We start from the raw sequence: 13,485 nt of genomic DNA on the forward strand, positions 1-13,485 counted from the left end.
AGACAGCGAAACCACGCTGCGAACTCATTCGCTGTCCCAGGGAAAGCGGTGCTGGCCGTTGCGGTTCCGTTGCAGCGGCCACGTTTGCACCACGGCGCCGCAGGGAATCGTTCCATAGACGTGGGGGAATAACGCGCCGCCGCGTGACTCTTCCCAGCGAAGTGTGTCGACAAGTTTGGCTTCGTCGACTTGGATCAAAACAAGATCGTCTTGGTCGGCAAAGTGCTTCGCGACAGTCTCTTCCACCTGGTCACGCGCCGAAAGGTGAATGAAGCCATCTTGGATATCGATCGGGGCACCTCGGATCTCACCTTCGCTTTCCGCGAGTGTCCACTGGTCGGCGGAAAGTATTTTAAAAATCGAACGAGTCATCTCGGATGGCCTTGGCAAGCTGCGTGATCAAAGTCAGTTTTTGCTTTTCTTGCCACCGAGCATAACGGTTATTGATTTCGATCTCGATCCCTACATACCGCTGCGAAGGATGCTGGGTTCTCAAATAGGTGGTCAACCCATCATCGATGCCGAGATACGGTTCGTTGTGACGGACACGTCGCGAGGGAACCAAAGCTGCCATCCGGTTTCCAACCGCATCACAAAACTGACGCTCCTCGCGTCGCGCGGGGTCATAAAGGATGCCGAGATCGACTGGACGATGCGAACCGCGAAAGCGGGGTGTGAACGTGTGCATCGACAAGTGAATCACCCGGTCATGGCAATTCAGCAACGTGCGGATTTTGGCTTCAACGCGTTTTCGGTAGGGATGATAGTGTCTTTTTAAAAGCGAGGCTTGGTCGTTTTGCGTAAGCGACCGGGTGTATTTCGAAAACAACTGGGGATTGTCGAGCGAGCGATTTAGATCGACCAGCAACCGCGTCGTCGTCGACGAGATCAGCGGGGATTCAAGTTTCAAACTCAACTGTGTCGCGGCATGCAGCGAACCGGGGTCATATCCACGGTGACTGTGGAGGTCTCGTTTCGCGCCAGGCGAGGTAAACAGCGGCGTGTATTCATGGGGTACCTCGTTTCCACCATGTTCGCACGTGATTAAAATACGTGTCGTTGTCATGGCATCAGCGGCTGCCACTGCTGCAAGCAATCCGCGACTTGATCGTAGGCATCATGCAGTTCTTCGTGCGAGAACGAATCACCGACGAGATTTAAAATGCGAGTCGACAACGTGCCATGGTCCAAGATGATTTTCAGCGGTGCCATCAAACTGTCCAGCGCCGAATCTTCGCTTCGCAGCGTCTGAACCAAGTGTTGCCAAAGATCGCCACAGCGAATCGAGGGAGCGGTAACGCCAAAGTGTCGCAGAAATTCTTGGTCTTCGATGACCGAGTTTTCGGCGGTGACCGAGCAGTCGGTGAGCAGCGTTTTTAAACGCTCGGTTGGCATTTGTTTTTGTGATTCCAACGACGACCATTTTTCCTGTGTCAAGGCGCGAAGCACGGCAACCACGGCGGCACAGATCGACACGTCGGCGGCTGGGTACTCTTGCACATCCATCACGCGGATCTCGACCGAACCGCGGTCAAAGCGAGCGATCGCACCTCGCGCGTTCAAAAAATCGCACTCCATTGTCCGCTCGGGATCAAACGGTTGGATCGCCTTGGCAATCGGTCCGAAAATCTCGCGACGATAGCTAGCTTCGTCATAAAACGGCTCGGGAATCACCGGTCCCATCAATTCCGGTACACGATCGCAATGCGACATGTACATTTTCATGCGAGTCGAATGCCAGCCACTGATTTGCGAATTGACGATTGGAGAGCTGGCGGCCAAGGCGGGCAGCAGCGGCAACACCAAGCGAACGGCAGCATGCAATTTCGCAAACTGTTCGTCGCCGTTAAACGGCAAGTTCAAATGCACGCTTTGCACATTGGCCCAACCGTGGGAATAGCAGTTGAATATCTTGTGATACTGCTCGTAGATCTCGTGGCACTCATGCGGCCACAGTTTGGTCTCGCGGGCGGGATTCATCCAAGGGTGCATCGATGTCGGCAGTAGCCGCAAACCATGTTGCTCGAGCACCGGATCGATCGCGCGAACGGCGTTTTCAAATTGAGTGGGCAACCGGACCAAGTTTGGAATCGGATCGGTGATCTTGAGCTCGATCACATGCATCGCCAATTCGTTGGACCACGTGCAAAGCCCCGAGCTGCTGTCTGACGGAAATTCATTCGTGCTGGTGTTGGCGTTGATGCTGCCGCTGTTCAGCGATTGCAGCACTCGATCGGCGCTACTGCGTACCGACAATTGGTCGCGGTCGACGATGACATATTCCAGTTCGATGCCATATGCTTCAAAGAGTCCGCGTTTTACAGCTTCGTTCATTGATTGTTGTCTCCCGCTTTGCGACGCTCGATCCGTCGCAAAAACGATTCCATGATTCGGCGATACAAATCTTCACGCAGGATGGCGTCTTCGACCCCCGAATCAAGATTGGGATTGTCATTGACTTCGATAATATAGAATTTTCCATCACTCTCTTTGACATCAACACCATACAAGCCGTCTCCGATGATGTTGGCGGCTTTGACCGCGATGCTGACCGCGCGACGCGGCGCCAGTTCGACGGGCAACGTTTCCGCTTTCCCGAACGTCTGTTTGCCTTCGTCTTCATACTTGGCGATTTGCCAGTGTCCGCGTGCCATGTGGTACTTGCTGGCAAAAAATGCCCGCCCATCGAGCACTCCGATTCGCCAATCGAAATCGGTTCGCATGAATTGTTGAGCGATCACGAGCTCGGAATGCTCGAACATTTCCTCGAGTTTTTCCGCCAATTCCGCTTCCGTTTCTGCCTTGGTCACCCCTTTGGAAAAAGCGCTGTCGGGACGTTTTAGCACGCAGGGCAATCCGATCGTTGGCACAATTTGGTCGGCGTTGCGGCGGTGCACGACGATTGTCTTGGGCACATCGATCTTTGCTTTCTCGAGGATTTCAGCCAAATAGACCTTGTTGGTACAGCGAATGATCGATTGAGGATCATCCATCACGATCAATCCTTCACGTTCGGCCCAGCGTGCGAGTCGATACGTGTGGTGATTGACCGAGGTGGTTTCGCGAATGAACAAGGCATCGAACTCGAGCAGTCGCCCCGCGTCTTCGCGTGTTAATAATTCGGCACGAATACCAACCGAGGCCGCTGCCTTGATCATTTTTTGCAACGCCTTGGGATCCGACGGCGCAAGGTCTTTTTCGTTGGGATCATGAAGGATGGCTAGGTCATAACGCAGCGAGTTTTTCTTGCTTCGCGCCGCGCCACGGCCTGCAAAGTGCAGTTCGGCTTGCTGAGCGACAAACGGCCAATGCGCTTGCGGGACCGATTTAATCCCGATCACCTCGGCTCGTCGCAGTCGCCATTTTTCTTTGCGACGCGTGAACTCGAAACGCAGTAAGGGGCAAGGGAACGTGTTAAACAATTCGCGTGATAAACGGTCGTATCGTTTGGCCAAGTTACGACCAAAATAGACGCTTAGCTCAAATTCGTCCTTTGTTAACGGCGAAAGCGCGTGTTGGATTAGCTCATCTAATTCCGGCGACAACAGTCGTACATTGGCTTTGCCGGCCAAGTCTTGGATCGCCATCACATTGGGCATCGGTCGATGGCCGCGAGCTTCGGCCAACAGCGAAACGTAGTAACCAAAGCTCTGGTAGCGGTACGAATTCGCCAAGTTATAGACTTTGATTCCACGTCGGCGGTTCCAACGTGGATCGGTCAGGTATTCACGCGGATCGACGACTTCGACACCATCAATCGCTCCGATCCATCCCGCTTGCGATTCAGTGACAATCACGTCAGACATTTACGGAGGCCTTTCCAGACGGACGATGATTCCGCGGGCGAATCATCAGTAGATTTGCATCGTAGGTTGCAATGCCGAGTAAAATAGCAGCTGCAACTTGGGACAACGGAGCCGTGTAAAGATGGGTTTCGGCGATCGGATTGTTCTGTAACGGATCGGCCAACATGACTTGTCCGGTTTGCCCGTCGTAGCCGTACAAGACAACAAAGTGACCGACCGGTTCACCCGCGACATCGTCGGCGACACCAGTGCGGCCCGACTCGTCACGGACTTGATACCGCTCGCGTGCTTCCTGATACAAAAACGTTGCACTCAGTCCGCTCAAGAGTGGGACTCCGGCAATCAGAGTTCGTACGATCAGGTTTTCTTCGAGCGGTTCCATTTGCACCTGACCGCCGAGTTCAAGGAATCGCAAATACGATTCGGTGGCGATTTCAAATCGCTCGTCCTTAGCCATCTTGGCTTCGCATTGAGCCTTTAGCTTTTCGGCCAAGTTGACGCGGCCTGGCGGAAACCAGGTGGGGTCAAAAAATTGTAGGTTGTACGTCACGATCGTGGCGTCATAGCCCCGTGCAAGCGCGTGGCATGCCAGTTGAACCGCTAGTGTGCCGCCGCGCCGGAATTGTCCGATTTCGCGGATCACTTGCTCCAACGGAACTTCATCTTTCCAGTAATTGTAGACCGCGTGTAAACACGTCGGGCCGCAATCGGAATCACTTGGCTGAGCCAGGATGCTCAGCGGTAAGTGGTGTATCGGAGGGGTGATCAAATGTGGCGAACCTCATGGCCGTTGTTGTAGTTGACGTGGTACATGTCGGTGCGGCGGTCTCGCCAATTCGTGACGTTGCCTTTTTCGCGGTGACGACGAAGCAATTCAAGATCAACGTCATGGATGATCACCATTTCCACGTTGGCGTTCGCCTCGGCGCCGATGGCATCACGCGCAAATGTGACGTCCGCGGGAGTAAAGATTGCCGATTGGGCGTAGTGGATGTCGGCGTTTTCGACAAAGGGCAAGTTGCCGGTGCAGCCAGCAATCGCGACGTACATGTGGTTTTCGATACAGCGTGCTTGGGCACACAATCGGACTCGCAGATAACCCAGTTTTGTGTCGGTGTTGAAAGGCACAAACACCATGTTTGCCCCGCGCTCGGCTGCGATCCGCGAGACTTCGGGGAATTCACAGTCGTAGCAGACTTGGATCGAAATTGGACCACAATCGGTATCAAAAACTTCCACCTTGTCGCCGCCGGTTACGCCCCACCACTGACGTTCGCTCGGTGTGATATGCAGCTTGTATTGCTTTTCGATGCTGCCGTCGCGACGAAACAAATACGAGATGTTGTAAAGGGTTTCATCTTCGACGACGAAGTGCGATCCGCCAATAATGTTGGTGTTAAACGAGATTGCCATCTCGGTAAACAGTTCCAAATACTGCGGTGTGAACTCCGACAAAGCCCGTGCGGCACTGCCCGGTCGCTGAGGCGGTAAACACGACAACAATTGCAGCGTGAACAGTTCGGGAAACAGCAGGAAATCGCACTTGTAATCGCCGGCCACGTCGACAAAGTAACGAGCTTGATGCGCAAATTCTTCAAAATCTTTGACCGCGCGCATCTGATACTGGACGGCGCCGATGCGAACCGGTTCAACACTGTGCCGATACCGCCGCGTTGGCGCTCGGTTGAACTCGAGATTCTTCCACTCCAGAAAGGTTGCATAGCCGGCGCTTTGGTGATCCGACGGCAAGTAGTTTGAAATCAGTCCTTGCAGCGCGAAACCGTTGGCGATTTGGGGGGACAGTACGGGGTCATAAAGTGCTTTCTCGACGACTCGCTCGACATACTCGCGCGCGGTCAAGCGGTCCGCGTGTTTGTGATACCCCGGGATTCGGCCACCCACGATGATGCGAGCCACGTTCATGCGGCGACAAAGATCTTTGCGGGCTTGGTACAAACGGTGCGACAAACGCATCCCGCGATAATCGGGATCGACCATGATCTCGATCCCATACAGTGTGTCGCCACCGGGAACGTGGTTGCGAATGAAGCCACCATCGGCCATCTTCTGCCAATTGTGCCACTCCAAGTTGTCGTCGTAATTGACAAGCAGACCGCTGCAGGAAGCGATGACTTTGCCATCACACTCGACGACAAATTGGCCTTCGGGGAATCGTTCCAACTGGCTTGCCAATTGCTCGGCCGTCCACATCGGCATTCCCGGAAAACACTTTCGTTGGATCTCCATCAATGGTTCGAAATCGTCCGCTGTGGTCGATCGAACGACAAGGTTCCATTCAAACTTGGAAAGATCGATTTCATCCGAGACCTCTCCCACGCCAGATTCGTTGAGGTTTTGAGGGGATTCTCCGCTTGCGTCGTCGGTCACGTATTCTCTCGGGGGCGTTGCGTCAATAAACAGGGGCTGCTGGTCATTGCTTTTAAAAAAAGATGCCAACTCTGGCGAATCATATCCATCTGTGAATTTTGGACGAGTGGTGAATCGCGAACTTTAGAAAAGATTTTCCTCTCGATTTTAGAGTCGACTTCCCATTACAAGTTGCGCAACTCACGACGAGCTTGATTTTTATCGTTTGGTTCGTCAGAACGTATTCGTTCGAAGCACGTCGTGGGGCGCTTCCCCTTCCCGACGGCAACCCGTTTGCTCGTCCCTCTGTTTTTCGCCTGGATCTCCATGTTTTTTGGTTCCAATTCATCGTCGATAACGAGATCCAATCTCCGCGTCAGCCTTGTTGACGGGGCGAGCTATGGCGTGATGGTCGGACTGGGAGAATCCTATTTCGCGGCCTTTGCCTTGGCGGTGGGGTTGGGCGAAGTATCGGCGGGATTGGTCGGCAGCGTTCCTCTGTTTTTTGGCGGGGTGGCGCAGTTGGTCTCCCCTGCGGCGGTGCGATGGTTCGGATTTGAACAACGCTGGGTCGTTTTCTGTGGATGCTTGCAAGCCGCCAGTTTGATTCCGATCGCGGTCGCGGCGATGTTGGGATCGATTTCGTTGACGTCATTGTTGGTGTTCGCATCGATTTATTGGGCCTCGGGGTTGGCGACCGGACCGGCGTGGAACACATGGATCGAACGCATCGTTCCAGCACGTGTGCGAACGATCTATTTCGCGCGGCGAACCAAATGGGCACAAGTCACCACGCTGCTGGGGTTGGTCAGCGGCGGTTTGCTGCTGCAATGGGCCGAACAAGGCGACTGGGTGACGACCGGATTTGCGATCGCGTTTTTCGGAGCCAGTCTGTTTCGTTTGCTATCGGTCCTGATGCTCACCATTCATCGCACCACGCCTGTGACTTCCGCACGTGACACTGCGGCCAAGGATGCTGCGGCCAAGAATGCTGCGGCCAAGGATACTGCTTCCCGTGAAGCTTCCCAACAAACGGTTCCGCATCTGGCCTATCAACCGCAGACCAATGCCGATCGTGGTCGCGCGACAGCTTCCGCGACAACTGCGGTCGTACCCACGAAACCCTCTGGATCGTCGATCGGAATTTCGGCGATCCGGTTGCTTGGTTATTTGGTGTTTGTGCAAGGGATGGTCCAGCTGAGTGGTCCCTATTTTTCGCCCTACATGCTCGAGAAGCTGTCGCTGTCCTACCGAGATTTTGTCACGTTGTTGGCGCTGGCGTTCGTGTCCAAGATCATTGCCCTCTCGTACTGGGGGAATTTCGGGCGTCGCTACGGTGCCAAACGCTTATTGTGGATCGGCGGAATTGGGATTGTCCCGATCGCATCGCTGTGGATTCTGTCCAGCAATTTTTGGTGGATTGCGATGATCCAGATCATCAGCGGAACGGTCTGGGCAGCTTACGAACTAGGCTTTTTTCTGCTGATTTTTGATGCGGTGCCCGCCAGCCGGCGGACCAAGATGTTGACACTCTACAACTTCGCCAATTGCACCTCTTGGTGCTTCGGTGCCGCGATTGGCGGTGGGATCTTGGCCTACTTCGAAGCCAGCGAGAAAGCGTACTGGATGCTGTTTGGCATCTCATCGCTAGGCCGTTTAATGGCGCTCAGTTTGCTCGTTGGAATTCAACCTGGGCGTCGCTTGATGTCACGCGTCCGAGTGCGAGTGCTCAGCGTACGGCCCAACGGTGCCTCGCTCGATTCGCCGGTGTTGCCATCGCTGCAGCGACGTTCATCCACCGCCGCGTTGCGGATGGCGACCGAATCAGAGTAGTGCTTCGGCAAAGAGGTTTTTTGCCGAGGGGGCGAGCGAAACTCGGCAAGAGTTTCGGGCTGTCCCGGGCGGGCTGTCACTAACGTTGACGGACATCCGCAAACGGCGGGCGATAGCTTGGCGCCAGCGACGCATCGTCAATGTTCACCCCCGCTTCGATCTCGTCGCGGTGATTCAGCCAGGGGTGATCGGGGATTTGGTTGAGCGAAGAGAGGGAAAGAAACTGAACTCGCCCATCTTCGTAGAGCACGTTAATCCCCAGTCCGCTGTGTCCGACGTTCTGCGGTTGGATGTCGACGCCACTGAATCGCCCCGTCGGTGCATCGGACATGACCGCAAACGAAGAACGCGATTCAAACTTAGGTGACTTGAACTGCTGTCCGTCCACGACTCCGAGCGTGTACGAATAATGCCCGCCAGCAAATTGCTGAATCTCACGCAATTGGTCGACCGATGCGCGGTGCAAATCTTTGACCGAAGCAAATTCGTCCAACTGTGTTAGATCCGCCTCGACCGCTTCAGGACGTCCTAGCGAGGCGCACCATCGTCCTGAGATGTCCGATAGCAATCCGGCGTCGTTCAGACGCATCGCGTACACACCTGCAAAGGCTTCGGGGCCCTCTTTGGCGACCGCCGGCAAGCGGTTTTGGTGATCGCGTGAAACGTATTGAGTCAATGCGGTGCCGAATTGTCGTAGCTGATCTTGGCAAGCGGATTTGCGAGCTTCAAAACGGCCCTCGGCGATCGAGGGCAGCAGTAATGCGAGCAATATGGCGGTGGCTAATGCGCCGCCAAGCCAATCAAGCCATGTGAATTGGGAATCCCGCGACGGGTCGACCCCGTTGTTCATTGCGGGCAGCGAGACAAGGTCGTCATCCGACGAAGCAACCGGATCGGTGTAACAATCGCCCGGTTTCGGCAGCGGCGGCAGATTGGCGAGCGTGCGTGAAACCAAGTCCGGTGGCGGGCTTTCGGACGGTTGATAGTGCTCTTCCAATGGACGCAAGGCGCGCTCGATCTGCTCGAGCTCGCGACGCGCTTCGGGGCTTTCCCGGAGCCACTGTGAGACACGATCCATCTCGTGCGGCTCAAGGGCGCCTAGCAAGTATCCGAGCAAGTCTTCGTGCATCAACTTCCAACACTGATTTGAGCGTCACGGGCCCAATCGAGTCCCGAATGACTCGATTGGTGATTCGTGTTCTACGCGCGAGCAGTCGAAGTGGTTCGGCGAATCGACGAACCGAGACATCGCTGGAATGCAGATCTACTCGCTGCGTTCTTCGTGAGACTCTTCCCACAAGATGCCTAAACGCTGGACTGCCGCGTGTAGACGGCTTTTCACGGTGCCGACGGGAATTCCCAAAATGTCCGCTGCTTCGCGGTACTTCAGCCCTTGGTAATAAACCAAGTTGATCACTTGCTGCATCGATTCGCCCAGGCTTTGCACCGAGTGGTTGACCCAGCGGCTGTTCTCTTCCTGGGCGGCCGCGACATGCGGATCCACGGTGTCGCCGACCAATTTTTCAGACCAACTGCCCGCGCGGTCATCCTTTTCGTTCGCGTTGTTGCGATCCAGACTGACCATTCGGTGCCGTTTGTTGCGGCGTTGAGCATCGATCGCCTGGTTCGTGGCGATAGCATACAGCCAAGGACGAAATCGTCGCGACGAATCAAATTGTTGACACTTCAGATGCACCTGTAGAAATGTTCCCTGAAATGCATCCTCGGCAATCTCTGAATTGCCGACATAACGCCGCAAATAACTGAAAATCTCTCGTTCGTAACGTTGAATCAACGTTTCAAACAGACTTCGGTCGCCCGTGCTTCGGTACTGAGTGATCAGTCCCTCATCCGACAGATCGCTGTGGGCGTTTTCGCCGGCGATTGCGGGAGTTAGAGTCTTGGTGCTCATCGGAAAAGCCTTCCAGTGATGGAATAAGGAGGCAAAGAACCGCAATAAAAACTAAGTGATACGTCTTTGGAATAATAGACGCGTTAATTATACAGGAAAACAGCACGCCCTTGTTGGCGAATGAGGGAGAATGAAAAGGCGTCCGTCATGCGAGTTTGTTCCCTGTCCCATTTAGTATCTCAGAATATTGCATGCAGTCAAAGCGATTTTCACCAGATCTTAAAAACCGCACATCCGGGGGGGGTTTGGGATTTGAAATTAAAGTTTCCCCGAGCCATCTCGATATGAATCAGTTGCTACGATAGGGCTCCATGGAGATCCAGCGTTCCATTCCCGATTGAAAAGCGGTGCATTGAGCCAACAAATTCCTGCCAATCCTCCTCGCTATCATTGGGCTCAGCCAGGTGACGTGAATGCGTTTTTCGGGTTGATGCTCGATAATGTGGTGGGGCTGCTGTTGTTGGTTGCGCTGTTGTCTGGGTTTGGCTTCCCCACCGAGTTTGCGGTTTCTCATATGGTGCCGGGGACAGCGTTGGGCGTCGTGGTGGGCGACTTGGCATTTTTCTACCTCGCGTTTCGGCTCGCCAAAAAGTCGCGGCACAGCGACGTGACCGCGATGCCGCTCGGGCTCGATACACCGTCAACCTACGGAATCACGCTGTTTATCCTGGGGCCCTCCTATTTGCAGGGAATCCAGGCGGGATTGGAACCATTGGATGCGGCATACCGGACTTGGTACATCGGGATCTGGTGCATCGTGCTCAGCGGGCTACTTAAAATTGCCCTTTCCCCTCTCACTCGCTGGGGCCAACGCGTGGTCCCGCGAGCCGGATTGCTCGGATCGCTAGCGGCAATCGCGCTGGTGCTAATTAGTTTCTTTCCGCTGATCGAGATCCTTGGGCACCCGTTGCCGGGGATGTTGGCAATGGTCATCGTGCTCAGTGCGCTGGTGGCCAAGATTCCGCTGCCGGGGCGAACCCCCGGGACCCTCGGAGCCCTGTTGGTCGCCGGAGCGGTCTATTTTTTGTTGTGCTCGATGGGGGCAAGTGGTTACGCGTTTCCGGAAACGCCGCCGAGCGAGTGGTTTCCGATGGATTGGCTGGAAAGTTGGCAATTCAATTGGGTCGCCGCTTTTCCCGATGCGTTGCCGTATTTGCCGATCGCGTTCCCGTTTGCCATCGCCACGATTGTGGGCGGGATCGACTGTACCGAAAGCGCCGCAGCGGCCGGGGACGACTACGACACGCGAACAGTGATCGGCGTTGAAGGCGTTGCCACGTTGGTCGCGGGATTGTTTGGTGGCGTGGTGCAAACCACTCCGTACATCGGGCATCCGGCTTACAAGGCGATGGGGGGCCGTGCTGCCTACACGCTGGCGACGGCGCTGCTGGTTGGTTCTGCGGGATTGGTCGGCTATTTCGGTTGGCTGAACGCTTGGATGCCCAAGCCCGTGGTCTACCCGATCTTGGTCTTCATCGGACTCGAGATCACCGCCCAAAGTTTTCTAGCCACGCCGCGGCGTCACTATGCCGCCGTCGGCTTGGCGTGTCTTCCTGCGCTGGCGTTCCTAGCGATGAGTTTGCCGGGACGCATGTTAGGCGACGGAGCACTTCTGGATGCGGGAATCAACCTCGAGACGCTCAGCGGCGATGGATTGAAGCGAGATCTGCTGACGCTTTCGATGCTGAGTAACGGCTTCATCATAACCAGCTTGTTGTGGGCTTGGTGTTTGGCGGCATTGATCGACCGCAAATTGCGCGTCGCTGCGGCAGTGCTGGTCGCCGCCGGGGTGCTGACCACGTTTGGCATCATTCACTCGCCACTTTCAGGCAATCGATTGTTCTTGCCCATCGGGCCTGAGGCATTTGGATTGGATGGCTGGGGCGACGGGATCACACTCGATCCGGCCGATCGCCGCTTGGTGATCGAGTTTGTCGCGGGCTATTTCGCCTCGGCAGCATTGATTTTTGCTTGGTCGTATTACACGCCAGCCAACGTCGTGGATGATGCTGCAAGCGATATTTGATAAGAAGGTAGGCAGGAATCATTGGGTGAAATCCCGTTAGCCGCTTGGGCACTAGGCTGTGATGCATTTCGTAGCGGAACTCGTCAAGAGTTTCGGGGGGCATACACCATGGAACGAAAGTCTTGACGACTTCCGCTACGCTAAATTAGCACAAACCTTATAAGAAAAAATGCTTCACAGCGTTTGCTAAAACGGCCAATTTACTTAAAGACTTCTGCCTAACTGCTTAGTCCGCCGTGATCAACGATATTCATTCCGGCTACAGCAGAAGACCTGCGACCGCACCGGTCATGCAGCACGCAAGCAGACCACCGCCCATCGCCCGCAAACCCAGTCTGGCTAAGTCGTCTTTTCGACTTGGCTCAAGACCGCCGATGCCGCCGACCTGAATGCCGATCGCGCCGAAATTGGAAAAGCCTGCCAACGCATAAGTCAAAACTGCTTTCGTGCGTGGGCTGATCGGACACGCGGGATCATCGACTCTCAATTCGCCGAGCTGCATATAGGCAATGAATTCGTTGGCAACGGTCTTTAGACCGATAAAGCGACCTGCTGCTACCGATTCATCCAGCGGCACCCCCATGCACAGGGCCAACGGAGCAAAGGCGTAGCCGAGCACCGTTTCAAGTGAAACGCCCGTCAACGAAACCAAAATCGCATTCGCCAACGCAATCAGCGCCAAGAATGCAATCAGCATCGCACCCACATTCAGAGCAAGTTTTAAACCGTCCGATGCTCCTTGCACGGCAGCACCGATCGCGTTCACGCTTGTTTTCTCGTGCGTCAATCGGAGCGATTGGGGGTCAGTTGTTGATTCCGATTCGGGCAGCATCACCTTCGCAATCAGCAGCGCCGCCGGAGCACTCATCACCGAAGCGGTGATCAGGTGGCTGGCGTCGATTCCCATGTCCACGTACGCGCCGAGCAACCCGCCGGTGACCGTCGCAAACCCGCCGGTCATCAATGCGTTCAGTTCGCTTTTGGTCATCGTTGCCAAGTACGGTTTGACCACTAGCGGTGCCTCGGTGTGCCCGACAAATACATTCGCTGCGGACGCCAGCGTCTCGGGGCCGCTTGTGCCGAGCGTTCGCTGCATCACCCAAGCCATCGCAAACACGATCCACTGCATGATGCCGATGTGATACAAAACCGACATCAGTGCAGAAAAGAAAATAATCGTCGGTAGCACGCCAAAGGCGAACGTTCGCAACAGTGCGTATTTTGCCGGAATCGTGTCGCTTGCCGGATCGTCGGCTCGCGGATGAATGTCAAACAGGAACGACGACCCCTCGTCCACAAACCCGAGTAGCGAGGTGACACCCAGGCCGATCTGTTCAAACAGTGCTTGCCCCCAAGGCGTGCGGAGCACAAAAAAGCCAAGCCCTAATTGCAGCAACAACCCGCCGACAACGACGCGAACGGGAAAACGTTTGCGGTTCGCACTGAGCGCCCACGCGATGCCGATAAAAACAAGTAGCCCCACCATGCAACTGATTCGCGACTGCATGATCGGCTAGGCTCCTCGGGCGCTCTCGTTCAGA

At 55.1% G+C, this 13,485-nt stretch carries 11 protein-coding genes; 2 read left to right on the plus strand and 9 right to left on the minus strand.

The features are described 5' to 3' along the window. Window positions 1–24: 24 nt before the first annotated feature. From ABD971_RS21050 to ABD971_RS21075, 6 genes are read right to left on the minus strand one after another with little or no spacing between them, the layout of a single operon-like run. A complete protein-coding gene (locus tag ABD971_RS21050; protein WP_345325313.1) occupies window positions 25–372 on the minus strand; it encodes a DUF952 domain-containing protein in 348 nt (115 codons plus the stop codon). Then, window positions 353–1,066, minus strand: coding sequence for an N-formylglutamate amidohydrolase (locus tag ABD971_RS21055; RefSeq protein ID WP_345325315.1), 714 nt, complete (start codon window positions 1,064–1,066; stop codon window positions 353–355). Before ABD971_RS21055 ends, ABD971_RS21050 begins: the two co-directional genes overlap by 20 nt. After that, window positions 1,063–2,334: a glutamate-cysteine ligase family protein gene (locus tag ABD971_RS21060; RefSeq protein ID WP_345325317.1), complete on the minus strand. Its 1,272-nt coding sequence runs from the start codon at window positions 2,332–2,334 to the stop codon at window positions 1,063–1,065. Before ABD971_RS21060 ends, ABD971_RS21055 begins: the two co-directional genes overlap by 4 nt. Next, window positions 2,331–3,806: a RimK family protein gene (locus ABD971_RS21065; protein ID WP_339938078.1), complete on the minus strand. Its 1,476-nt coding sequence runs from the start codon at window positions 3,804–3,806 to the stop codon at window positions 2,331–2,333. The genes ABD971_RS21060 and ABD971_RS21065 overlap by 4 nt, the downstream gene beginning before the upstream one ends. Then, window positions 3,799–4,575 (minus strand): cysteine peptidase family C39 domain-containing protein, encoded by a 777-nt coding sequence (locus tag ABD971_RS21070; RefSeq protein ID WP_339938076.1) that lies wholly within the window; start codon window positions 4,573–4,575, stop codon window positions 3,799–3,801. The genes ABD971_RS21065 and ABD971_RS21070 overlap by 8 nt, the downstream gene beginning before the upstream one ends. After that, window positions 4,572–6,143 carry a GNAT family N-acetyltransferase gene (locus tag ABD971_RS21075; RefSeq protein ID WP_345325644.1) on the minus strand — a complete coding sequence of 524 codons (1,572 nt, stop codon included), beginning with the start codon at window positions 6,141–6,143 and terminating at the stop codon, window positions 4,572–4,574. The genes ABD971_RS21070 and ABD971_RS21075 overlap by 4 nt, the downstream gene beginning before the upstream one ends. 357 nt (window positions 6,144–6,500) lie before the next feature. Between ABD971_RS21075 and ABD971_RS21080 the strand changes: the two genes are divergently transcribed. After that, complete coding sequence (locus ABD971_RS21080) at window positions 6,501–8,006, plus strand: MFS transporter (RefSeq protein WP_345325320.1); 1,506 nt, start codon at window positions 6,501–6,503, stop codon at window positions 8,004–8,006. A gap of 79 nt (window positions 8,007–8,085) precedes the next feature. On the opposite strand, the gene ABD971_RS21085 is transcribed toward ABD971_RS21080, so the two are convergent. Both ABD971_RS21085 and ABD971_RS21090 read right to left on the minus strand, forming a co-directional pair. Continuing rightward, complete coding sequence (locus ABD971_RS21085) at window positions 8,086–9,135, minus strand: anti-sigma factor family protein (RefSeq protein WP_345325322.1); 1,050 nt, start codon at window positions 9,133–9,135, stop codon at window positions 8,086–8,088. Between the two features lie 135 nt (window positions 9,136–9,270). Beyond that, window positions 9,271–9,918: an RNA polymerase sigma factor gene (locus ABD971_RS21090; RefSeq protein WP_339938070.1), complete on the minus strand. Its 648-nt coding sequence runs from the start codon at window positions 9,916–9,918 to the stop codon at window positions 9,271–9,273. Window positions 9,919–10,348: 430 nt separating this feature from the next. Here ABD971_RS21090 and ABD971_RS21095 point away from each other — a divergent pair, with 430 nt between their 5' ends. After that, entirely contained in the window at window positions 10,349–11,944 is a 1,596-nt protein-coding gene (locus ABD971_RS21095) for a permease (protein WP_345325646.1), read from the plus strand. 259 nt (window positions 11,945–12,203) lie between these two features. Here ABD971_RS21095 and ABD971_RS21100 read toward each other — a convergent pair whose 3' ends face one another. Then, complete coding sequence (locus ABD971_RS21100) at window positions 12,204–13,451, minus strand: NupC/NupG family nucleoside CNT transporter (RefSeq protein WP_345325325.1); 1,248 nt, start codon at window positions 13,449–13,451, stop codon at window positions 12,204–12,206. Window positions 13,452–13,485: the final 34 nt, after the last annotated feature.

The organism is Novipirellula rosea (genome assembly GCF_039541335.1).
GTDB classification, from domain to species: Bacteria; Planctomycetota; Planctomycetia; order Pirellulales; family Pirellulaceae; genus Novipirellula; species Novipirellula rosea.